The 23,562-nt window shown below is 51.2% G+C and carries 20 protein-coding genes and 1 tRNA gene; 11 read left to right on the top strand and 10 right to left on the bottom strand.

All coding sequences use genetic code 11. The features are described 5' to 3' along the window. Positions 1-220: 220 nt before the first annotated feature. Positions 221-673: a TraR/DksA family transcriptional regulator gene (locus Enr17x_RS21005; RefSeq protein WP_198000717.1), complete on the bottom strand. Its 453-nt coding sequence runs from the start codon at positions 671-673 to the stop codon at positions 221-223. Positions 674-1,115: 442 nt separating this feature from the next. Between Enr17x_RS21005 and Enr17x_RS21000 the strand changes: the two genes are divergently transcribed. Then, positions 1,116-2,234, top strand: coding sequence for an LptF/LptG family permease (locus tag Enr17x_RS21000; protein WP_198000716.1), 1,119 nt, complete (start codon positions 1,116-1,118; stop codon positions 2,232-2,234). Positions 2,235-2,255: 21 nt separating this feature from the next. Here Enr17x_RS21000 and recG read toward each other — a convergent pair whose 3' ends face one another. The 3 genes from recG to infA form a co-directional block, all read right to left on the bottom strand. Beyond that, entirely contained in the window at positions 2,256-4,331 is a 2,076-nt protein-coding gene (gene recG, locus Enr17x_RS20995) for an ATP-dependent DNA helicase RecG (protein WP_145311662.1), read from the bottom strand. Between the two features lie 23 nt (positions 4,332-4,354). Further along, positions 4,355-4,846: a ribonuclease HI gene (rnhA, locus tag Enr17x_RS20990; protein ID WP_145311661.1), complete on the bottom strand. Its 492-nt coding sequence runs from the start codon at positions 4,844-4,846 to the stop codon at positions 4,355-4,357. 143 nt (positions 4,847-4,989) lie between these two features. Next, entirely contained in the window at positions 4,990-5,208 is a 219-nt protein-coding gene (gene infA, locus Enr17x_RS20985) for a translation initiation factor IF-1 (RefSeq protein WP_002643979.1), read from the bottom strand. Between the two features lie 394 nt (positions 5,209-5,602). Here infA and Enr17x_RS20980 point away from each other — a divergent pair, with 394 nt between their 5' ends. The 4 genes from Enr17x_RS20980 (at position 5,603) to Enr17x_RS20965 (ending at position 9,234) form a co-directional block, all read left to right on the top strand. Further along, a complete protein-coding gene (locus Enr17x_RS20980) occupies positions 5,603-5,773 on the top strand; it encodes a Flp family type IVb pilin (protein ID WP_145311660.1) in 171 nt (56 codons plus the stop codon). 167 nt (positions 5,774-5,940) lie between these two features. Then, positions 5,941-6,681, top strand: coding sequence for a 2-amino-4-hydroxy-6-hydroxymethyldihydropteridine diphosphokinase (gene folK, locus Enr17x_RS20975; protein WP_198000715.1), 741 nt, complete (start codon positions 5,941-5,943; stop codon positions 6,679-6,681). A gap of 137 nt (positions 6,682-6,818) precedes the next feature. Then, entirely contained in the window at positions 6,819-8,162 is a 1,344-nt protein-coding gene (locus Enr17x_RS20970; protein WP_145311658.1) for a DUF1501 domain-containing protein, read from the top strand. A 403-nt stretch (positions 8,163-8,565) separates the two neighbouring features. Further along, on the top strand, positions 8,566-9,234 hold the full coding sequence (locus Enr17x_RS20965; protein WP_145311657.1) for a nitroreductase family protein: 669 nt from the start codon (positions 8,566-8,568) through the stop codon (positions 9,232-9,234). A 41-nt stretch (positions 9,235-9,275) separates the two neighbouring features. Here the strand turns inward: Enr17x_RS20965 and Enr17x_RS20960 are convergent, their stop codons facing one another. After that, a complete protein-coding gene (locus Enr17x_RS20960) occupies positions 9,276-10,649 on the bottom strand; it encodes a dipeptidase (RefSeq protein ID WP_145311656.1) in 1,374 nt (457 codons plus the stop codon). Between the two features lie 123 nt (positions 10,650-10,772). Here Enr17x_RS20960 and lhgO point away from each other — a divergent pair, with 123 nt between their 5' ends. Beyond that, entirely contained in the window at positions 10,773-11,972 is a 1,200-nt protein-coding gene (gene lhgO / locus Enr17x_RS20955; RefSeq protein WP_145311655.1) for an L-2-hydroxyglutarate oxidase, read from the top strand. 19 nt (positions 11,973-11,991) lie between these two features. Further along, complete coding sequence (locus Enr17x_RS20950) at positions 11,992-13,167, top strand: glycosyltransferase (protein ID WP_198000714.1); 1,176 nt, start codon at positions 11,992-11,994, stop codon at positions 13,165-13,167. A 16-nt stretch (positions 13,168-13,183) separates the two neighbouring features. Here Enr17x_RS20950 and Enr17x_RS20945 read toward each other — a convergent pair whose 3' ends face one another. Beyond that, positions 13,184-13,555 (bottom strand): hypothetical protein, encoded by a 372-nt coding sequence (locus tag Enr17x_RS20945; protein ID WP_145311653.1) that lies wholly within the window; start codon positions 13,553-13,555, stop codon positions 13,184-13,186. 176 nt (positions 13,556-13,731) lie between these two features. On the opposite strand from Enr17x_RS20945, the gene Enr17x_RS20940 reads away from it, so the two are divergent. Next, complete coding sequence (locus Enr17x_RS20940; protein WP_145311652.1) at positions 13,732-14,421, top strand: coiled-coil domain-containing protein; 690 nt, start codon at positions 13,732-13,734, stop codon at positions 14,419-14,421. Positions 14,422-14,736: 315 nt separating this feature from the next. After that, complete coding sequence (locus Enr17x_RS20935; protein ID WP_145311651.1) at positions 14,737-15,840, top strand: hypothetical protein; 1,104 nt, start codon at positions 14,737-14,739, stop codon at positions 15,838-15,840. A gap of 10 nt (positions 15,841-15,850) precedes the next feature. Here the strand turns inward: Enr17x_RS20935 and Enr17x_RS20930 are convergent, their stop codons facing one another. From Enr17x_RS20930 to thrS, 4 genes are all read right to left on the bottom strand, one after another. Further along, on the bottom strand, positions 15,851-16,417 hold the full coding sequence (locus tag Enr17x_RS20930) for a hypothetical protein (RefSeq protein WP_145311650.1): 567 nt from the start codon (positions 16,415-16,417) through the stop codon (positions 15,851-15,853). Positions 16,418-16,616: 199 nt separating this feature from the next. Next, positions 16,617-17,159, bottom strand: a complete 543-nt coding sequence (gene mug, locus Enr17x_RS20925; RefSeq protein WP_145311649.1) for a G/U mismatch-specific DNA glycosylase — start codon at positions 17,157-17,159, stop codon at positions 16,617-16,619. Positions 17,160-17,191: 32 nt separating this feature from the next. Beyond that, a complete protein-coding gene (locus tag Enr17x_RS20920; RefSeq protein ID WP_145311648.1) occupies positions 17,192-18,559 on the bottom strand; it encodes an aspartate aminotransferase family protein in 1,368 nt (455 codons plus the stop codon). Between the two features lie 631 nt (positions 18,560-19,190). Further along, positions 19,191-21,371 carry a threonine--tRNA ligase gene (gene thrS, locus Enr17x_RS20915; RefSeq protein ID WP_198000713.1) on the bottom strand — a complete coding sequence of 727 codons (2,181 nt, stop codon included), beginning with the start codon at positions 21,369-21,371 and terminating at the stop codon, positions 19,191-19,193. Positions 21,372-21,645: 274 nt separating this feature from the next. Here thrS and Enr17x_RS20910 point away from each other — a divergent pair. Both Enr17x_RS20910 and Enr17x_RS20905 read left to right on the top strand, forming a co-directional pair. After that, positions 21,646-21,719, top strand: a tRNA-Val gene (locus Enr17x_RS20910). Between the two features lie 272 nt (positions 21,720-21,991). After that, a complete protein-coding gene (locus Enr17x_RS20905) occupies positions 21,992-23,497 on the top strand; it encodes a TolC family protein (RefSeq protein WP_145311646.1) in 1,506 nt (501 codons plus the stop codon). Positions 23,498-23,562: the final 65 nt, after the last annotated feature.

Here is a 23,562-nt window from a genome sequence, read left to right as displayed (position 1 = left end):
AGCTACGGCTAAAAAGGCAATCCTTCGCCAACTGCCGGACGATTTGATTACATGAAGTCAGTTGCAAAGCTGATTTCATGTAATACGCAGGGAAACCAGATTGATTGCGCTGAGGCTCTCCAGAGATCGAATCAGCTATGAGGGAATGTCGTTTGTGGAGAGATGAATAAACGCAATCAAGTCGCTGGGACCCTCTGTCGTTTATTATCGGAGGGAGAGATTATTTTTCGAGATCTAAATCGTGAATTCTGACTTCTTGATCGTTAAGACGTCCTTCGTACTCGTAGGCGTTTTCCCAATCGCTAGCAAGATCATGATTGGTTAAGCCCATTGATTCGCGCTGTTGTGCACAATCGACACAAAACATCGTATATGGAACCGCCTTAAGCCGCGCAATCGGAATATTTTTATTGCAGTTCTCGCAATGACCATAGCGACCTTCCTGGATCAATGAGATCGCACGGCGAATCTGCATCAATTCTTTATATTCGATTTCCGCCAAGTGCGATTCCAGCCCCTGACGTGTTTCACGCAAGGCGGCATCACCACTATCTTCTACTGTAGAGCGGCTGGCAGAAGATCCTTCTGAACTGTCGCTCACCAGCTTTTTAAGCTCATCTCGTCGATTCAACAGTTGCTGATGCAACCGGATTATTGCGTCTTTTCGGACCACGCTCATTTCCCCTCATAAAAATCATTTTCGGCAAGCAAATTCAAAAGTGGGCTTTTATCAAACATAGCTTTTAAATGAGCTTAAGTTATTAGAAACATTGCTAGATTTTAAATCAAATGCCTCCGTGATTATTATTCAATACGTGAATTAAATGTCGAGAGTTGGAAACTTTTAAAATTCAAAAAATCTACACAAGTTAATAATATCTAAATACTTATGGGGGGATCAGAATTTACGATTCTGATCAATTTCGGCTAAACGCCACTCGTTTAATTCAAATTTTGCTGATACGACTTATGGGTCGCATGTTCAGTGGGGTGTCGTCTTCTTTATGGCTTCCTGATATTGACCGATCTGTTTGATTCCTATGTAATACGCGCCCCTGTTTTTCCGCATCTTCATTATGGGTTGATTGATCAGCCACAGTCAGCGATTGGGAAACGTGTTTACTACCTTCGACCGTTATTTATTAAAACGCTATTTTCATGTGTTCATCATTGGGTTCATCGCTACCTACGGACTCTATGTCGTATTCGATGGATTTACGAATATTGATGGCTTTCAGGCGGGCATTAAAGATGATTCTTCAACCAGCCTGCTGATGATCATGCTGGAATACTATACATTTCAGTCCAGCATCTTCTTTGATATGGTCAGCCCGATCCTGACGGTCCTCTCTGGAGTTGTCGTGTTTTCGCTGATGGTTCGGCATGGAGAGCTGAACCCGGTTCTTTCGGCGGGAATTCCAACGTATCGACTTGCGATTCCGCTCGCTTTGGCAACGATCGTGGTCAATTGCTTTATTGTCGCAAATCAGGAGCTCTTGATCCCCAACATTGCGGATAAGGTTCAGGCAGAACGCGGCGATTTGGGAAGTAGTTCTCAGTTTGTTGAACCCGTCTATGATTTCAGCACTCGGATTATGATTAACGGACAGGAACTCTATCTCACTGATAAAAAAATGGTGAATGCCGAGTTTGTATTGTCAAAGCCGACAGTACATGACTTTGTGACTGTCAAAGCCAGTGAAGCCTTTTATCAGCCTGGAACTCTGGACAGTCCAGGAGGCTGGTTACTTAAAGATGCCAGACCTAACTATGCAGAACTGGAAATCGCTGAGTTTGCGAAAGAAATGATTCTCACTGGCACAAATCCCAATGATATTTTTATCGTGACAGATGTCGGCTGCGATCAACTCTGTAACCGCAATACCAGTGCTTTGATTTCGACGCCCGAATTAATTGCTCGCATTAATAATCCCTCTTTCAGTGATCTTTCAATTCGCAAGCAGACGCTCGACCTGCATTCCCGCTTGACCCGACCTTTTATGAACCTGATTGCTGTCATGATGTCGATTCCGTTTGTGCTGCGGAAAGAGAGTCGTAGCCAAATCTTAAATATCGCCATCTGTTCCTGCGTTATGGGGAGCCTGTTTGCGATTTCGCAGTGCTTCTTTTATCTGGGGACAGCCCGGATTATTACTCCCGATCAGGCTGCCTGGTTTCCGGTGATCACCTGCGGCGCAATGGCCGCCTGGTTTTCCAATCGTGTCTGGACCTGACGGGGAATACTGGAAATGAACTTAACCGCTTTGTCCCAGATCCATCAGCTGACCAAATCGATCCAGCACCCGAATTTTTAAAGGGGCAAACCGTGGTTGATCGAATGCCCCCGTTTCTACCAGGCGTAGCGACACCTCTCGTGTTTCCTGTAAGATTGCTTCATCACGTCTCAAGTCAGCCACCCGCAGAGGGAGTTCTCCATGCTGACGGGTACCAAAGATGTCGCCTGGACCTCGTGCCTGGAAATCCGCTTCCGCAATTTCGAAGCCATCGGTCGTCTGCTCCATCACCGCCAGTCGTTTTAAAGCGTCTTCACTTTCGGTATAGGAGAAGAGAAAACAATGACCACGATGCACGCCGCGTCCGACACGACCCCGTAACTGATGCAGCTGTGACAAACCAAAACGGTCGGCTTGGAGGATCACCATTAACGTTGCGTTAGGAACGTCAACACCCACTTCAACCACCGTGGTGGAGACCAGCACTTGAATGCTGCCGCGATGAAATGCATTCATGATCTGAGCACGTTCTTCGCGATCCATCTGTCCATGCACCAGGCCAATCAAGGCGGAAGACAACTCGCTTTTCTGCAGCTTGCGATAGACTTCTTCTGCGCTGGAGCGAATGTTCTGCTCATCCTCCGAATCGATTCTCGGACAAACAATATAGGCCTGTCGCCCTGCTGCAATTTGAGCCCGCAAAAACTCCCACGCCTTTTTCCTCTGTGGCGTTGTACTCACACGGCTGGTCATGACTGGCTGTCGTCCCGGCGGAAGTTCCGAGTTCACCGAAATATCCAGCTCTCCAAACTGAGTCAGGCACAGGCTGCGGGGAATCGGCGTGGCCGTCATTACCAGCATGTGCGGCGTATTTTCGTCGCTGGTGAAATGCGCTCTCTGCATTACACCAAACTTATGCTGTTCGTCAATAATCACCAGACCCAGATCATGATATTTCACGTCCTTCTGAACGACCGCTTGAGTTCCGATGATCAGTTGCTTTTGACCGGTTGCAATCTGTTCCAACGTGGTTTTCCGCTCAGCGGCTGAAAGGCTACCGCTGAGAATACATCGCTCGACCCGGCTGTGTTTCAATATCGTATTGATCGTCTCCCAATGCTGTACCGCCAGTAACTCGGTCGGCGCCATCAGCACTGCCTGATAACCGCCGGCAATCGTGGCCAGCATCGCATAAATCGCGATCGCTGTTTTACCGGCACCGACATCCGCCTGCAGCATCCGATGCATCGCACGACCCGAACCCAAGTCGGCACTGATCTCTTTCACGACCTGATTCTGCCCTTCGGTGAACTCATAAGGAAACAGTCGTCGAATTCGAGCATCGATTTTCGCAGTCACTTTGAGCAGTGGCGCATTATCCACACACGTCCACATCCGCCGACGCATCGCCAGTCCCAGTTGAAATTCCAGTAGATCATCAAAGATGACACGATGCACGCCGGCGTGATATTCTTCCATAGTCTGTGGCTTGTGCATCTGAATTACCGCTTGGGATAACGGTATCAGAGAGTGTTCTTCGCGAAACGCTTCCGGCAGATAATCGGGAATCAGATGCGCATATTCATCGACGGCCGCACGTACCATCCGCCGCATCTGATACATCTTGATGCCTTCGGTCAGACTGTACTTTGGCAGAATCAAACCTTGCGGGTCATCCAGATCTTCTTCCAGTGCCTGGTACTGCGGATGCGACATTTCCCACTTACCTGAGCGACGCTTGGCCTTGCCTGAAAACATCAGAAACTGGCCTTGAAAGAAGCGTTTGATAACCCAAGGCTGATTGAACCAGGTTCCTTTGAGAAAACCGGTTCCGCAATCCAGTAGAATGGAGGTGATCGTGCGACCCCGGGAAATCGTACGGGCATCCAGATCAACTACTTTTCCGCAGACCGAAGCGGGCTGGTCATCTTCCAGTTCATTGACCGGGCGGACATCAGTCAGGTCAAGTACGCTGCGCGGCAGATGCCACAGGACATCTTCCACGGTCTGAATCCCGATTTTGGAGAGTACTTCCGCGCGTTCCGGACCCACTCCATTAAGAAATTGAACGGGAGTTTCCAAAGGGGATTCGGTCATCGCATTTCAGAACCCGGGGTTGATCAATCAGACTGACTCTGCAGTTTCAAAGCATATTCGACAGCCAGTTCATCACAGCGCTCATTTTCGGGATGACCGCTATGACCTTTAATTGTGGTGAATTTCACTTCATGCTGCTCCAGTAGCGCATCCAGTTCTCGCCACAATTCTTCGTTTTTGACGGGCTTCCAGCTCTTGCCTTCCCGTCGGCGCCAGTTATTTTTCTTCCAGTTAGGCATCCACTCCAGGGAGCCTTTCGCTACATAGACACTATCCGTAACGATCTCGACGCGCGAGCGGCGTTTTAAAAGCTCCAGGCCGGAAATCACAGCCTGCAACTCCATTTGATTATTCGTCGTGACCGTTTCGCCGCCCGAAAACTCTTTTTCCGTTCCCGTCGAGGGATGTCGCAGAATCACGCCCCAGCCTCCGGGCCCCGGATTTCCCCGACAGGCGCCATCCGTAAAGATTTGCACAAACGGAAGACTTTCCGGTTTCTCTGATGAATCGGGCATAATGCTTCAGGCGCAAGTCTGACGGGAAAAGAGTATGAATCTAAAGTGAATTCAGGTCGAACTGCAAACGCAGGGAACTTTACTCAAGGGGTGATTCATCCTGCTGCGGGTTCAAGAAACGAGACGGGATCAGAAAACGCAGTCTATCTTTCTCGATAGACGATTCGTCCTCGGTTCAGGTCATAGGGTGATACTTCGACCACAACTTTGTCACCAGGAACAATACGAATGAAGTGCTTTCGCATTTTGCCGGCAACGTGCGCCAGGACCTGATGCCCGTTTTCCAGTTCTACTCGAAATTGAGTATTCGCCAGTGCCTCTGTCACTGTACCTTCGACTTCAATGGCCTCTTCTTTGGCCATAACAATGGTATCCTATCCAATAAAGTTCAAAAAATGGGAATAAGCGAAACAATTCGCATAAACCTAACTCCTGACTGTTCCTGACCAAACAGGGATCGACAGCCGGAGAAAATCTGTTCTGCTTATTGTGACAGGGGACCGTCGAATATGCCAGTCTGAACAGACTCCCAACCGTCAATCCTTCTAATTCCCTTGGAAAATACCGGTATCTGATCCGCAAATTTCCAAATTTAGGACAACTTTTCCAGTTTTTACGGATCTCCTTGTCAAACGTGAGATAGATTTATCTAAAGGGAGTCGGAGTGCGCTCTCTTGAAGAGATTTCGTCTATTCACCACTCATTCTTTTCCAGACAGGCAAATTCAGACTGCCATTTGTCGTAAGGGTTGTTGAAATGCAATTTCTAAAAAGATTGCTCATTGAAGAAGATGGTCCCACCGCAGTCGAATACGCAGTGATGCTGGCTGCCATTGTGATGGTCTGTCTTGCTGCCATCGCCGCTGTCGGAACGAAGACGAACGCCTTATTCGAAAATGCGACGACGGAATTACAAAACCACGGCTAAGCCTCTTTTCTGTCCGCCCTCCCATTCTTTATCGTGCGACAGACATCCAGCTCCCGCTTCCCCAATCGCGCCTGCTAGATTTGCACTTCTCCCCTGATTGACTACACTGCAATCACGCAATGAAATCGAGTACGAAACACACTTTTCTTCAGTCTCACGGAACGGCTATGCCAGACTGCTATATCGCGTTGGGAGGAAATCAGGGAAATGTCCGGGAAACATTCTCCCAGGCATTGGAGCGTCTGAATCAGCATCCTGAAATCGCACTGATAGAGACAAGCCAATGGGTTGAAACCGCGCCCGTCGGCAGCCAAACCGATGCCACCTTCCTCAACGGGGCCGCGCATCTTTCCACCAGTCTCTCACCGGAAGCATTGCTGGCAGAATTGCAAGCGGTCGAAACGGAAATGGGCCGCGTTCGCGAAGTCCGCTGGAGTGCCCGTACGCTCGATCTGGATCTGCTGCTGTACGACCAGCTCATTCTTGAATCAGCGGGTTTGCTCATCCCCCATCCTGCCTTCTGGTACCGTCGCTTCGTGCTCGATCCGTTAACTGAAATCGCCGCCGATGTTCTGCATCCACAGAAACAAATCACGATCAAACAACTCCGGCAGCGTTTACTGAAACGGCCGTTTGTTTTTTCTATCGCAGGTCTTCCTCCTGACGAGGCAGCAGCACTGATTGACGGCCTCAAAGCGCAGTATCCCGATGTCGTCTTTACCTGTTGGGAATTAACCGAAAAAGTTCCCCAGGCAGAAGAACCCACACTGATTGCCTGGCTAGGCGCTCCGTATTCGGCCCCCAATGGGGATTTACTCCCTGTTTTGCCGCGTTTGGACCTGTCTGGAACGGGTTCTTTTACTGAACAAATCGTTCATGTCTTGCAATCTGCGCTGGATTTCCAATAAAAAACGTCTATACTATAATATTAAGGTTCGCCGATATTTTAATGATAAGGCTGTTCAGATTCTCACAGAAGGATGGATTCTGCCAGTCTCGCCCACCATCACTCTTCCCACCGTTTTGAATTTGGAGACCTGACACGATGTTGAATATCCTGGGTTCTCAAAAAAGTAAGTTTTGTGATCAGATTACTCGTAGAAACTTTCTCTCAATCGGTGGTCTCGCTTTAGGCGGCATGTCGCTTCCTCAAATCCTGCAGGCAGAAGCAGCAGCTCCGAAACGCAAACAACATAAAGGCATCATTATGATCTTCCTGCCGGGAGGTCCACCCCACCAGGATATGTGGGATATTAAAGTGGATGCCCCCAGCGAAATTCGTGGTGAATTCAACGCAATCCAAACCAACGTTTCCGGCATTGAAATCGGTGATCAGTTTCCACGCATGGCACAAATGGCCGACAAGTTTGCCTTCATTCGTTCCATGGTCGGTTCGGATGGGCGACACGACGCCTTTCAATGTCTGACAGGTCAGCGTTTCAATAATCAGCCTCTGGGGGGATGGCCCAGCTTAGGCTCGGTTCTTTCTAAGAAATACGGCGTTGTCGATCCATCGATTCCCCCGTTCCTCGGCCTGTCTCCCAAGATGGGGCACATGGAATGGGCTCGTGCAGGAGACCCCGGCTTTCTGGGGCTGGCACACGCACCGTTTCGACCGAACGGTGAAGGCATGGCTGACATGACGCTGAATGGGATTTCTCTGGACCGGCTTGATGACCGCAAAAACGTACTCCGCTCGCTCGATCAGTTCCGTAGTAACGTCGATGCTTCTGGCATGATGGAAGGCCTCGACTCCTTTACGCAGCAGGCGTTTGGAATTCTCACGTCCAGCAAACTCGCCGACGCGCTCGATCTTTCCAAAGAAGATCAACAGCTTCGCGATCGTTATGGCCGGGGAACCAAACAGCTTCGCGCCGATGGTGGACCGAAACTTCTCGATGATTTCCTCACCGCCCGCCGTCTGATTGAAGCCGGTGCCCGTTGTGTGACACTTGCCTTCAGTCGCTGGGACTGGCATGGCGGAAACTTCAAACGCGGTCGCGAAGACATGCCGATGCTGGATCAGGGTGTCACGGCCCTCGTCGAAGACCTCGAACATCGCGGCATGCTCGACGACGTTACCGTCGTTGTCTGGGGCGAATTTGGTCGAACCCCCAAAATCAATGCGAACTCAGGCCGCGATCACTGGCCTCGTGTTTCCACTGCATTGCTCGCAGGGGGGGGCATGAAAACCGGTAAGGTCATCGGTTCCACCAACCGACTGGGTGAATACGCAGAAGACCGTCCCGTGCATTTCCAGGAAGTCTTTGCCACCCTGTATCACAATCTGGGCATCGACGTCGAAACCACCACCGTCACCGACCTCCAGGGACGCCCGCGTTATCTGGTTGACAATAACCAGTACAAAGCCATGCCCGAACTCGTCTGATTAACCCGATATCTAAATAGACGTTGTATGCCACTGTTGGCTTGCTCAACTGTGAGTGTGGAAACGTTCGATCAACATTAAAAAGTAGGGGGAGACCCATGTGTCTCCCCGCGAGATCGACGTGTTTTTGGGTTAGACAGTTTGAACCGTAATTTTCGTCCCATCGATTGGTTAACTTTTTCGAACCTCACCAGGCGGGTGGCCACATAGACCCGCTCCTACATCACATTCCCACCTTCGGCGCATCGATTCTCAACAACGAATCGAAATCACCACGCTGTACTTTTCAATCAACTTTCTGTCAAATACACGTTCAACGCACATTGATCATCTAGCACTGTAAGTATCTATTCGAAAAAACAAACGCCAGCTTTGTCTGGTGAAGAGACTTGAAGGACCAACGATGCCCGATCCATCGATACCCGAGACTGTAGAATCCATCATTCGAGCACGCAGGACGGAAAAAGTGCTCTGTGATATTGAAGCACATCGTCCTGTTCCCGCCGATGTCGCGGAACGCAATCGAGAAATCGTACTCCAGTCGATTAAGACCGCGGGTTGGGCTCCCTTTCACTATCCGCGAAAAGTCGATGGCTTAGCGGAACCGTGGCGCGCCCATGTTTTATGGCATGAAGAAGCACAACAAGCTGCGATTTACCTGCGCGATGAGTTAGGCGTGACCTCGAAAGGACCCCGGTTGGCAGCCGCTTGCAGTGCGCTGGTCCTGGTGACCTGGTTACCGGAGTTTTATGACCTGGAAGCACAGAACGCATCCAAAAGTGACCGTGAAACACAACGCGCACGTGACGAAGAACACCTGGCTGCGGCTTCCTCCATGGTTCAGAATTTGTTACTGATGTTGACCGCCCACGGTATGGGAAATTACTGGTCCAGTGGTGGTAAGCTGGGAGGCCCCGAGATGTTCAATTATCTGGGCATTCCCAAGCAGGAGCGATTGCTGGCGGCCATCTTTATTGAGTACCCGGAAATGATGGATGATTCAACAGATCGCAAACCAGGAAGTCTGCGAAACGAGCGGAGTGATCAGTGGATTCGTGAAGTGACTCTGTAAGAACAAAAATCGTTCACATTCAGCAGGATCTCAACCAGCAATTAAACCTGAATCTCCGACAGTTCCTGCCAGAGCAGGGCACTGGCCAGAGTTCCCTGTCGAAAGGCTTCGAGTGAAAAGCGTTCATTCGGGCTGTGCAGGTTGTCGGTGTTCTGTCCCCACCCCAGCAGCAATGTCTCCACCCCAACTAGAGATTGAAACGTTTCGACAACCGGAATCGAACCCCCTTCGCGAATCATCACCGGAGCTGCTCCGAATGCCTGTTCGATGGCAGTGCGGGCGGCACTCATATACGGACTATGAAAATCAAACACCAGTGCCCGGCAGCCATGATAGTCGATGAATTCCATCGTTAAGCCTGGCGGCAATTGTTCGCGGAGAAACTGTTCGAGTGCTTTCGTCAACGCAGCCGGATCCTGATCGGGTACCAGGCGGCAAGTGATCTTTACGCGGGCCTGTGCCGGTACAATTGTCTTGGGGCCTTCTCCGGTATAGCCGGAAATCATCCCGTTCACATCACAGGTCGGCCGTGCCCAGCGACGTTCGAGTGTCGTAAACCCGGTTTCACCGGCGACCGCATTCACGCCCAGAGCGTTCATGAATTTGGCTTCATCGAAGGGCAGTGCGGCAAACTGATCCCGCTCTTCCTGTGTGAGTTCAATCACGCCGTCATAAAAACCGGGAATCTGTACCCGTCCCTGATCATCGTGTAGAGCCGCCACCATCTTCGCCAGCCCATTGCCCGGGTTGGTTACCGCACCGCCAAATACGCCGCTATGCAGGTCTTGACTGGGACCGTTGACGATGACTTCACACGCCAGAATGCCCCGCAAGCCGTAGGTGATCGCGGGAATGCCCGGTGCATACTGACTGGTATCGCTGATCACTGCGATGTCGCTCGCGACCAGGTCTTTGTTTTCTGCAAGAAATCGATCGAGGTTATCACTGCCGACTTCTTCTTCGCCTTCAATCACGAAGACCACGTTTACCGGCAGTTCTCCGTGGGTTTTCATCCACGCTTCCACCGATTTGATGTGAGTATACATCTGCCCTTTGTCGTCGGTCGCACCGCGGGCATAAATATGTCCGTCACGAATATCGGGTTCAAAAGGGGGCGTTTTCCACTGGTCCAGCGGATCGGGGGGCTGCACATCATAATGACCGTAAACCAGGACCGTCGGCTTATTGGCCGCTTTTTTCCAGGCACCATACACAATTGGATGCCCGGCTGTTTCAACGAAACGGCTTTCAATGCCCGCTGCTTCGAGTTGCTTCAAGACAAACTCGGCGCCCCGTCTGGTTTCCGAATTCAAAGTGGAGTCGGCACTCACGCTGGGAATTTTCAAAAAATCAACCAGCTCACTGACAAACCGATCCTGATGTTCTTCTAAATAATTGCGAACTTGCTCAACCATTGTTTTCCTGTAACCTTGATCCTGCTAAGTTATGGTATCACTGAAGGTGAGAGAGACTCTGTGAATGATGTCATGCTGTCTGAGTATAAGAACCTGCGGACCATTTGAGTATAGAAGTCATCCATGAAAACGGTAGATGTCGCAATAATTGGCGGGGGAATCGTCGGCCTGGCCACCGGCTGGCAAATTACCCAGCGGTTTCCCCACAAATCCATTTTACTTCTCGAAAAAGAAAAACAGGTTGCCCAGCATCAGACCGGCCACAACTCAGGCGTGCTGCATTCGGGTATCTATTATAAACCTGGTTCCTTAAGAGCCACCAACTGCCGCGAAGGCAAACTTGCCATGGAAGCCTTCTGCGATGCGGAAGAAATTCCCTGGGATCAATGCGGGAAAGTCATTGCCGCCATCAATGAAAGCGAATTCCCGGCACTTGATACAATCTTTTCACGCGGGCAGCAAAACGGCGTCACTTGTGAAATGATCGACGAAGCACGGCTCAAAGAATTGGAACCGCACGTTGCCGGCATTCGCGGCATCCATGTTCCGGAGACCGGTATTGTCGATTACAAACAGGTTTCCGCCCGACTCGCCGAACGCATTCAGGAAAAAGACAACCGGCTCCTCACCGGCACCGAAGTCATCGGCATCCAGCATCACAGCGATCACATTACCATCCAAACGAAGCAGGGCGACTATTCTGCGAAACAGGTCATCAACTGCAGCGGCCTGTTCAGCGACCGCGTCGCCCGCATGGGCGGTTCTCACCCCGCCTGCAAAATTGTTCCCTTTCGTGGTGAATATTATGAACTCAAGCCGGAAGCAGAGCATCTCTGCCGCGCTTTGATTTATCCCGTGCCCAATCCCGAGTTCCCGTTCCTCGGCGTGCATTTTACAAAAATGATTCACGGCGGTGTTGAATGTGGCCCTAACGCTGTTTGGGCTTTTGCCCGCGAAGGTTATACGAACCGTCAGATCAATGTCCGCGATCTGCTCGAATCGGCTACATATCCCGGCTTCCTGAAGATGGCCTTCAAATACTGGAAAACGGGGCTGAAAGAGATGTGGCGGTCGTTCAGCAAACCCGCATTCGTCAAAGAACTACAGCGGCTGATTCCCGAGATTCAAGCCGAAGATCTGGAAACCGCTCCCGCCGGCGTCCGCGCGCAGGCTCTCGGCCCCGACGGTAATTTGATCGATGATTTTCTGATCGATGAATCAGACCGCATGATCAACGTTCTCAATGCGCCTTCACCTGCTGCTACATCGTCGCTCCGCATCGGTTCGATGGTCACCGATCGGCTCGCATCCCGATTCGAATAATCAAAGGAACTCATCTGCAATGCAGGCATTGATCATCACCTACTGGGGGTATGCAACGATCGTCTTCTGGATCGTCCTCCTGGCCCCTTCGCTAGTGATGATGATTCGCAAGCGTATTTCCCGTTGTGTGCCTCATACGGAGATCCCCACGGCATGGCCGATGATCTCGGTGATCGTCCCTGCTAAAGACGAAGCGGAAACGATCGAAGTGACGCTCAATTCTCTATTGGCTTGCGATTATCCTCGCCTGGAAATCATCGCCGTCAATGACCGTTCTAACGACGAAACCGGCATGATCATGGAACGTGTCGCCCGTGAAGCGGCAGCTCAGGATCAGGCATCGATGCAGGTGGTACACATCGAAGAACTACCCTCTGACTGGCTGGGAAAGTCGCACGCCATGTATCAAGGCGCCCAATGCGCGAATGGCGAACTGCTGTTGTTTACCGACGGCGACATCATCTTTGATAAGAACGCGATCACAAGTGCGACCCGTATTCTCCTGCACAACAAACTCGACCATCTCTGTCTGTTGCCACAACTGGCACGTGGCGGATTGATTGAAATGGCGTTCATCACCTTCTTCGGCTTTCTGTTGACGGGGGGGACGTTTCTCTGGCTGGTGCCTACCCGCTGGAACTTCGCCTACCTCGGTATTGGGGCGTTTAACCTGATTCGGACAGACGTCTATCAGAAAATCGGCGGCCACGCTGCGATTAAGCTGGACGTACTGGACGATATCAAGCTTGGCAAACTACTCAAAAACCACGGTTATCGACAGGATTTTTATCTGGGTATTGAAGAACTCAAAGTCCGCTGGCAGCCTTCCGCCTGGGGCGTGATCACCGGCGTCGAGAAAAATTCGTTCGCCTCGTTTCACTATTCCGTGATCAAACTCTCGCTGGCCACGATGCTCTACGTCCTGTTTTTCCTTGCCTCATTTGTGATGCCGTTCCTGTTCCCGCTTTCACAATCAATTGGCTTCTTGATAACGGTGGTCCTGTTACATCTCTGCTACGCCGTCATCGGGGTCCTGTTTGCTTCCGGGATCCGCGTCACACCCTTCCTGTTCTTCGCCTCCCTGGCCCTCGCCTTCGCCATCTGGCGCTCCGCCTGGATCACCCTCAAAAACGGTGGCGTCCGCTGGCGCGACACCATCTACCCGCTCGATGTGTTGAAGAAAAACCTGTATTAAAGGCAAGGTTACATCCTCAGGAATCGTAGCGTAGAGGCAGCCCCATGTGGCTGCCCGCGATAAGGATGTGGATTGCATGACAATGTACGAAGTTGATTCCGATACTGTTCCGCGCGCTCACCGACCCGCTTGGATGCTTATCGGCCGCTGTGAATTCGACTTCAGCAGTCTTCTGATTTTTAAAATCAAAAAATACCGCTGTTTTAAAGCGGTTTAACTCAGTTGTTGATGATGAGAAACCGACTGGCACGGAACCTGCATCATAGTCTGCTATCAAATCAAAGTCGTGAAGAGAGTTGATTTGGCCCAGAGTCAAGACAGGCAAAAGAAGGCAACCGCAAAAATTAAACATATTAGAATACAAGGCCATTTCTTTCTTGATTGTCACTCTGTGAATCAACTCTTCCGATTTTGAGTTTGTTGGTGAATTACTGTCAGGCGAGAAACGTGGCAGAAGAAAACATAATTGAGTCAATCGTAAGTTACTGTTTCAGAAAATCGGGACCAGTCTTGGTACAAGACGTGTGTGACCCAAAACGTAGAACAAACAAAGAGGAGAGAAACATGTCATTTTTAAAACTGAGTTCGGCATCGGCCCTGGCTGCATTCGTTCTCGTCGGATGTCAGTCAAATTCGGAATCTGTCGAGCAGGCGCGTAAGAATGTAGATGAAGCAAAACAGGAAGGTCAGCAGGAAATTGCGCAAGCCCACAATGACGGAACCGCTCAGATTCATGAAACGCGGCGCATGGGGACCGAAGACATCAAAGAAGAAATGAAAGATGTGCAGGAGTCACTTCGAGACGGTGAAAGTGTGGAAGACCTTCGCGAAGAACAGCGAGATGTTGTTGAAGCGAAACGTGAATTGAATGCCGCACTTGCCGAGGCAAAAAAAGCGAAAGCAGAAGACGTAGAGGAAGCGAAAAAAGAAGCCGCCGAACGTGTTGAAGAAGCCAGAAAAAATCTGGCAGAAACGAAAGCCGCTGCTTTGAAGAATGCCACTGCAGAAGTAACTGAATCGACGAAGGCTCTGAAACAGGAAAAAGAAGAGGTGATTCAGGCGGAAGCGGCTGTTGCTGCTGCGAAGACGAAACTGGAAAAAACCAGCGAGTCTGATAAAAAGGATGCCCAGGAAGCATTGAAAGATGCAGAAGAAACCCTGGCAGCAGAGAAGAAAGACGTGACTGAAGCCGAAAAGAGACTTGAGAAAGCGAAGCAGGAACTGGAAAAAGTGAAAAGCCAGATCAATCAATAATTGACTGACTTTGAAATTCTAACTCCTGAGCAACCCGGATCCAAATGGATGCGGGTTGCTTTTTATTGCGCCAGTGGAATCACTCAACAATCTTTGGGAGCGGTTGACAGGATTCCGTCTGCAGCGAAGAGAACGTGTCGACATGCTACAGCTCATGATTAAGGTACAATTATAAAATTAACTTTGGTCTCATCATAGTAAACCCCATCTGTTATACTCAAACCAGCATCAATCTCAGACTCGCGGGTGCCACTGTCGGCTGGTCCGACAGTGCTGCCAGTGAGAACGTTCCTCTCATTAACAGCGCAAAAAATTATGAAACATTTCCTCTGCTTCTGTCTTCTGCTCATTTTCATTCACACAGAAAACCAGAATCTACAGGCCCAGTTGACCGTTCCAAAATCATCGGCTCCGAAGGGAGCACCGATTAAAACCACGGTCACGGTCACGCTGCTCACAGAAACCACCAGTTCGGCCCTGTATGCCCAGCAGTGGGGCCGCGTCTTTCGCGATCTGAATATTTCCGTGCGGACCCGGCGGGCTGTGCTCGATGATAAACCCAAGATCGAAGAAGACCTGAGAGGCACCTTACGCGAAGTTCGTTTGACGGGCACCCTCGACCGCAACGGCGAGATTCATTTTCCCGGGCATGAATTCTCTCGTAGCGAACTGGCAAGACTTAAAGAGTGGATCAATGAACTCAAAACTTTTGGTGCACAGGGATCACCCGAAAGCAAACCGCTATGGGGGCTCTCACAAGCACAGTTTAAAACGGTTTTCACGGAACTCTCTCAACCGTCCCCCGCCAATGTGCAGGGACTGACGCTGAAAGCCGCCATCAGTAAACTCGACTTTTCCAAATCACTGCCGGTGCGGTTTGATGTCGATGCGCAGAAACGGATCGCAGGCGATGCCGGTAATCAAACCGTCTCGGCCGATCTAGGCAAGCTCGCGAAAGGAACTGCGTTGGCGATTGCCCTCAAGCAGTATGGGCTCGCCTTTCATCCCTTGCGCACGCCATCCGGCTCATTGGAGCTGTTGATCTCACCCTGGGAGTCGACCACCCAGCCCTGGCCCATCGGCTGGGACTTGAAAGAATCCCGCCAGAAGACGGCTCCGCGGTATTTCGAATTGATTCCAGTCCAACTCATTAATGTTCCCCTCAAAGATATGCTGATGGCCGCGTCCAAGGCGTCAGGCATTCCAATGATTCTCGATGAATATGAGGCCGCTAAGAAGCAGGTTGATCTCGACAAGATCAAAGTCACCGTTTCTAAAAAACGGACGACCTGGGGCATTCTGATTAAAAACGCCATAGGTCGGGACGGACTCACCCGCAAACTGGTCATCGATGAACGCGGACAACCCTTTATCTGGATCACCGTCTTTAAGCCGCGTGTTGGACCATCGTCACAGTAACTGAGTTACTTCAAGGAACGAGCGGTTCAGCTGGGCTTGCTGCTGGTGCAGGGGGAGGTGGAATAATCTCTACCGAGAATCGGGCGTTCTTGCGGATCTGCGTTTTTTGAACGTGCGGTTTCAATTTTACTGAAGGTGGTGCGACGCTCATACCTTTGTTCGGATTCACCGCTGGTTTTGAATCCGTTTGTATTTGTAAATTTGATTTCATTTCCGGCATCGGTTCCATCATTGGTTGCAGAGCACCCTCTGTCGCACTCACGTTGATCACACGCTCAACAGCAGCCGCTTCAGCCGCTGGATTATTTCCCACCAGATCAGGTCGGACATACTTTACATTCCGTCCTGGCGTGACCCCGTATTGCCAGTGTAAATAGGAAACCTGTTTCGCCTTGTAGGGAAAGTGGAACTTCTTCTCAAAGAAGATGGCCGGTGCGCGGAGTGTGTTGTAATCCGCCCAGAAACTGGCCAGATTATACCGCTCCCGATGTTGAAAACACCCCTGCTGACTGAGCAAGACAGCGCAGACCAGCAGCAGTATGCTTCGATGCCAGCGGGAGACGGGTTTTTGTTTCATAGAACAACCTGCACAGGCAGTAGGAGACGGTCACACGTGATTCAATCAGAATTGCCGGCAATCATTGCGCAGCTTCGCCGACTGGTTATAGACTTTCATCGTCGAGACAAATCGGTCGGATTCAATCAATTCCCAGCGAATGGAAAATTCGCGCGGGAAATAATTCCTGTTTCGTAAAACAGGTAGAATAGGGTGAGTATTAACGCCACATCTGTGCAAAGATTTTCCCCAGAGCGGGGATCTGATAATGGGCATTCAGGCCACTCGGGTTGGGAAGCACCCAGACTTCTGACTCGCCAATGGTCCGTTCCTGCAAGCCGATCTGTGCCCGGTTCTCCTGAAATGCCTTCCGATAAGAGGTGATTCCCAGGAAAACGACTTTTTGCGGCCGGAATTGGATTACCTTTTGGGTGAGGATATCGGCCCCCTCATAGAGCTCTGTTTTCGAAAGTTCGTCGGCCCGTTTGGAAGCACGGCTGACAATATTCGTCAGACCACCACCCTGCTTGAGCAGTTTATAATCCTCGAACGGTGAGTAGAGCCGCTCGGTAATTTTGCCCCGATACATGGCGGGCCAGAAACGATTGCCGGGACGCGCAAAGTGATGTCCCACCGCCGCCGAATACAGGCCCGGGTTGGTGCCGACAAACAGCGCCTTCAATCCGGTTTCAATCAGATCAGGAAGCTGTTTATGAATGGCCTGTTCCAGATCTTCCGCTGTTGGCTTCCAGATTTCATCCACGCGTTTCAGGCTCCCGTTTCTTTTACTCTACTTCAATCGATGAAGCCGTCATTCCGTAGCGCGTCAATGGCACCTTCGAAGGCTTTGATGGTGAAGTCAATGTCTTCGTCGGTGTGAGCTGAAGTCGTCATCGCGCCCCAGCCGAACCAGTCAACGCCATTCAGCAGCAGAGCACAACGAAATGCGTGTCCCAGCTGGGCATCATGCTTGCGGTCCAGTCGATCAAAGTCATTGTTGTACGGCACGAATGAATCATCGGTGGGTCGCGGCCCGTCGTAGCCGGGGAAGACTTTGATAATTGAGAACTGACCGTAGACAACCCAGTTCACATTCTTGCGAGTGAGTACTTCGTTCATGCCCTTTCGCAGTTTGGCCGCACTCTCATTCGCTTTCCGGCAAGGCTCTCCCGTCGCGACCTGTTTCAGAACCGCAATACCCGCAGCAGCGGAAAGCGGATTCGCATTGTAGGTTCCCGGGTGTTTCATTTTCTGACCAAAGGGATTGTCAAAAGCGATTGCCTGCATCAGATCGGCACGCCCTGCCAGACAACCACCGGGCAGACCGCCGGCGACAATTTTCGCCAGGGATGTCAGGTCGGGCACGATCCCACAGACTTCCTGCATGCCGCCGGGGGCGACACGGAACCCGCTGATGACTTCATCCATAATCATCAGCACGCCTTTGTCAGCCGTCAGCTTGCGCAGTCCCTGCAGAAATCCGTCTTCTAATGGAACGACACCCCAGCGACTGCCGGTTGCTTCGATGATGAGGCAGGCGGGGTCATGCTCGGCGATCGTTCGTTCCACCAGATCCAGATCGTTGGGACGAATGATAATGAGTTCATCAGAAACCCCATTCGTGACGCCGGGCATCGCATAAGTTTTGTCATCATGTGGCGGCTCTGAAGCCTGGGTGAGCAGATCGTGCCAGCCATGAAAGTGCCCTGCGAATTTGATGACTTTTGTTTTTCCGGTCGCGATGCGTGCCACACGCAGTGCCATCATGGTGGCTTCGGTACCACTGCTGGTGAACCTAAGCATCTCACAGGAGGGAACCAGCTGACGTACCAGATCGCCCCATTCCAGTTCCATCTCGTGACATGCACCGAAGTGGGTTCCCTTCGCGACCTGATTCTGGACCGCCTTAACCATATCGGGATGGCTGTGTCCCAGAATCAGCGCTCCATGACCACTCCAGTAGTCGATAATGTCGTTGCCGTCGACGTCATACTTATGAGCATCCAGCGCACGATCGACATAAATCGGGAACGGTTTCATGTACCGGCCGTCATGCGTCACACCACTCGGAAACAGTGCACATGCTTTTTGGTAATCTTGTGCCGACGTCGGGAATTTTGCAAAAAAGTCGGATTCAATCTGTTGTCCCACTGCCTGGCTCATAGCGTTGTGCTCACAAAAACAAGGTTGAAATAATGTGGAAGCATTACAACGCATTGGGTTCCACTCTGGGATTGTCCAATCATTGGGTGGCACTGTTGGCTTGTCCAACAGTGAATGCATCCTGGTCGCAGATTTGTTTACTTTAAAAAAGTAACAAATTCGTTTCCTTCAATTTATATCGGAATCAGGAGCAAATATCAAAGTGATCAGAACACAAAAAGTAGGGGGAGACCCATGTGTCTCCCCGCGGGGTTGACGTGTTTGCTGGAAACCGTTCGAAAGCTTCTGCCGGTTCCTTTGCACGAGTGATCTTTTATAGAACGTCGCTAGGCGGGCGGACACGTAGGTCCGCACCCTACGATTCCAATTCGCTGGTGACAACAAACGCTCGTGTTTTTTCTACCACGAAAATCACGAAACTACACGAAATGTATCTAAAGTGGGTGGCACCGTTGGCTTGTCCAACGGTGAATGTGAAAGGTTTCTGTTACTCTAAAAGATAACAAATATGGGGCGAAAAAAATTCTGGCCTCATAGTTTAATACAGGGCTTTTTTCGAGCCGATGATCGCAGCACGGCCGGACAAGCCGGCCGTGGCACACGACACTTCGAAATCTTCGTTTCAGCAATCTTAATACTCGTTCGCTTTTTCCGTCTGTCCTTCGATGCCGGAGAACGTGCTTTCGACCACCTGCCGCACGAGCCGTTGATCGGCTTCCTGTTTCAGCTTGGCAATCGCATCGGTTAACGGCATCGGTCCCAGATCGCCGTCGATGCGGTCACGCACAGCGACCGCGTTCTGCTCGGCTTCTTTAGGGCCCACGATGAACATGTACGGAATCAGTTCCAACTGGGCATCGCGAATCTTCGCGTTGACCTTCGAACTGCGCGTGTCGATCGAAATCCGGAACCCGTTCTGCCGCAGTTGAGCGGCGACTTCGTTCGCGTAATCCAGTGTCTTATCACTGACCGGTAGCACACGAATCTGTTCCGGCGCGAGCCAGAGCGGAAACGCTCCGGCGAAATGTTCAATCAACATACCGGTGAAGCGTTCCATCGAACCGAAGGGGGCACGGTGAATCATCACCGGACGATGCGGTTGATTATCCGAACCCGTGTATTCCAGCTTAAACCGTTCCGGCAGATTGTAATCGAGCTGCACGGTTCCCAGCTGCCATTCACGGCCGATACAGTCCGAGACCATGAAGTCGGCTTTGGGACCGTAAAACGCGGCTTCCCCTTCGCATTCGCTGTACGACATGCCCGATGATTCGAGCACTTTCCGAAGACTGTCTTCTGCATGCTGCCAGTTCTCTTCACTGCCGACATATTTATCGCTGCCGGGCTCACGCAGTGAAAGCTGCACGCGGAAATTGTCCAGACCGACCGACGCCAATACGAATTTGACCAGCTCCAGCGTCGCCTTGAATTCGCCTTCGACCTGCTCGGGAGTACAGAAAATATGCGCGTCGTCCTGAGTCAACCCGCGAACCCGCAACATGCCGTTGAGTTCTCCGGTCTGTTCGTGACGATACACGGTGCCGAACTCAGCCAGACGTACCGGCAAGTCCCGATAGCTGCGCGGCATCGCTTTATACATCTCTGCATGATGCGGACAGTTCATCGGTTTGAGCAGATAACGCTCGTGTTTGTGCTCCCAGTCCTTGAGAATCTGAATCTTCTCTTCGCGGCTGGCACCGGGAGGAAACTCGAAATCACAGTTCATCACGCGAGACGACTTGAAGAAGGTTTCTTCTTCCTCGGCTGACAGGTCGTCTTCTTCCAGTTTGCGGACCCAGAAATCGACCAGTTGGCCGGCATCGTGGCCGAACAGCGGTGCGAATTGGGAATCGCGATAATAGGGGAAGTGACCGCTGGTTTCGTACAGTTCCACGCGACCGATGTGCGGCGAATAGACGGGCTGATAACCGAGTCGAGTCAGTTCCACTTTGATGAAGTCTTCCAGAACCGCGCGAATGGTGGCGCCTTTCGGCAACCAGAGACAGAGCCCCTGACCAACTTCCGGGTTAATCTGAAACAGTCCCAGCTTTTTCCCCAGCACGCGGTGATCGCGGCGCTTGGCTTCTTCCACCTGTTCCAGATATTTCTTCATATCTTTCTTGCTGAACCAGGCTGTTCCATACAGACGTTGTAGCGGCTTATTGCCCGCATCGCCCTTCCAGTACGAACCGGCAATCGACAGCAGTTTGAATGCTTTCACTTTACCGGCGTTGGGAATATGCGGACCACGACACAGGTCGACAAATTCACCCTGTCGATAGAAGCTCAGCTGCCCATGATCGGCCAGGCCGGTTTCAATGTGCTCGGCTTTGGAATGCTGATCCATCTCGTTCACGAACGAAACGGCTTCGGCACGATCGAGTGAGAACCGTTCGAACGGTTCTTCCTCTTTGATGATCTTCTTCATCTCTTCTTCGATTTTAGGGAAGTCATCTTCGCTGATGGTGTGTTCCAGACCAAAATCGTAATAGAAGCCGTGAGGCAGGGTGGGGCCGAAGGCCAGCTGAATGCCGGGCCAGAGCCGCATGACTGCGCGGGCCATAATATGAGCACACGAGTGTCGCATGACGCCGAGTGCTTCGGGATCACGGTCAGTGAGCAGCTTGAGATTGATTTCTTGAGAGTCCGAGATCTCTTTCAAAGGGCGAAACGCATCACAAATGGTTCCATCCACTTCCGCGGCCACGACCGCATTGGCCAGCCGCTCACCAATTGATTGGGCCACATCGAGTGCAGTACTGTTTTCAGGGAATTCCTTTACGCTTCCATCGGGTAATTTGATTTGAATCATTCGATTTTTGAACTTCATCTAAAGTCGGAACCACCACAGTCGCCGTTACAAAGGGCTCACCGCTCAGGCAGTTCGAAGGAGGTAGAGTCTTTATATTCGACAGGCACAGCCCGCGTCAATGTTCGCTGTTTTGCAGCAAAATCAGCGGAAACCTGTGAAATTGATATGATCGGTCAGACAGGACCAGAGACTCTTCCATTCAGCAGTTTTTTTCACAGAAAGTCTTCTGGAACTTGACGATATCGACCTTGATCCGTAACCTTTTGAAACCTCAGGACGATTAGCTCAGTTGGTTAGAGTGCCACGTTGACATCGTGGAGGTCACTGGTTCGAATCCAGTATCGTCCATTTCTAAAGCCCTTGTCTTTTAAAGACTTAGGGCTTTTTTTTGTGAGCACTGTTCTCGGTGCCGCATCGCTTACCTGATCCCAGCGTTCCGAATAATCGTCATGATTCATCAGGAATTGATCGTCAAACCGACAAATTCGGCATTGCACGCACAGCCAGACCACAAGTCAGGACGATTCTTTCCGTGGACCGTGCCAATTTTTTTTACTGACTCTGATCAGCCTCCTCTCTTCACACGGATGTGAAATCAGGGATTAGAACAAGGTTTCAGGATGAAGGATCATCCCTCAGTCAAAGTGCGCGGATTTGGCCTGGCGCTTTCTACAGCTTTTATCATGGGATGTGCGACGCATACTGCCAATGTCCAGGAGGCATCGACGGCCAAAGTTGCGCTCGCACCAACGGCTGATGAATCTGCTCTGCAGGAAACGAAATCCGAACCTTTGGAATCTGATACGCAGATCGTAAAGACCGGTGCGGAAGCAACTGCCCGGGAATTGACCGACGGAACGCAGTCTGATCTGGTGATACAACATCCGCCGCTTTCTCAGACGCTGGGTGAACTCGAGATGCTGGCCGTCGACCAGAATCCCCAACTGGTGAAACTCTATCAGGAATACAATGCTGCTTCGGCCCGATCGCATTATGTCAACAAACTTCCCGATCCTAAACTGGGCGCGAATGTGTTTGGAGATCCGATTCAAACCGCATCCGGCTCGCAACGGGCGGTGCTGAGTGCCAGTCAGGCGATTCCCTGGTTGGGTAAACTGAATGCAGAGGAGCAGCGCGCCTGCTTTGAAGCCTTCGCCGTCCGAGCCGACTATCTTTCAGAACGCCTGCGCGTGATCGCCGCTGTTCGTACCGGCTGGTATCGTCTGTACGTGATCGATCAACAGATTGCCACAGCGACCGCCAATCAGGAACTGTTGAAGTCCTTGATTGACGTGGCCAATGCCCAGGTTGCTACTGGCACTGCCACTCAGGGAGACGTCCTGCTCGGTACTCTGGAGCTCAGCAAACTCGAAGAGCGACTGCTCACGTATCGCAAGTTACGAGTCGCGATGCAGGCAGAAGTCAATCGGCTGGTCGCCCGCGATGCGGATCTGGCCGTGTTGCCTCCGGAAGAACTGGAAATTAAATTTCCTGACATATCGGCTCCACAGATTTATCAGAGTGCTATAGATTCGCAACCGGAGATTCAGGCGGCCCAGCTTCGCACGCAAGCCACACGGTGGGGTATTGAAGTGGCCCGTTTGAGTCGGCGGCCCGAACTGACTCTCTCTGCCAATTACTTTTTCACTGATAATAACCGTCCTCCCTCAAATCTATATAAGGTCGGTCAGGACCCCTGGTCGCTTGGGGCTCAGGTCAGTATTCCGCTCTGGAAAGAGAAATACGATGCCCTGGAAAATGAAGCGACCTGGAAACATCTCGCTTCAAACTACTCGGAACAGGATCTCCTCGATCGCTATGATGCCCTGATTACCGAACTGCTAGCCGAAGCCCGCCGTGCCGAAGAAACCGCAGTGCTCTATAAAGAAACGATCCTGCCGCAGGCGCGTCAGACTTTAAGAGCCGACCAGGAATCGTATTCCCGCGGATCTGTCGAATTTGATCGCGTTATTCGCGATTATCGCAATCTGTTGACACTGGAACTGGGTTATCATCAGGCCATTGGCGAACTCGCAATTTCTCTGACACAGCTTAGTCGCGTCGCCGGCGAAGACTTTTCTTTGTCTAATGTGCCTGTTGTTCCTGCATTGCCCGGTGAGAACTGAGCGGAACACATCTGGACTTTCTGTTAGCAATGCGATACAGTGGTAACAGGTTTGGTAATACGTAT

This window comes from Gimesia fumaroli (genome assembly GCF_007754425.1).
Classification (GTDB): domain Bacteria; phylum Planctomycetota; class Planctomycetia; order Planctomycetales; family Planctomycetaceae; genus Gimesia; species Gimesia fumaroli.
Note: the sequence above shows the minus strand (reverse complement) of the source record. Positions and strands in the feature narration are given on the sequence as shown.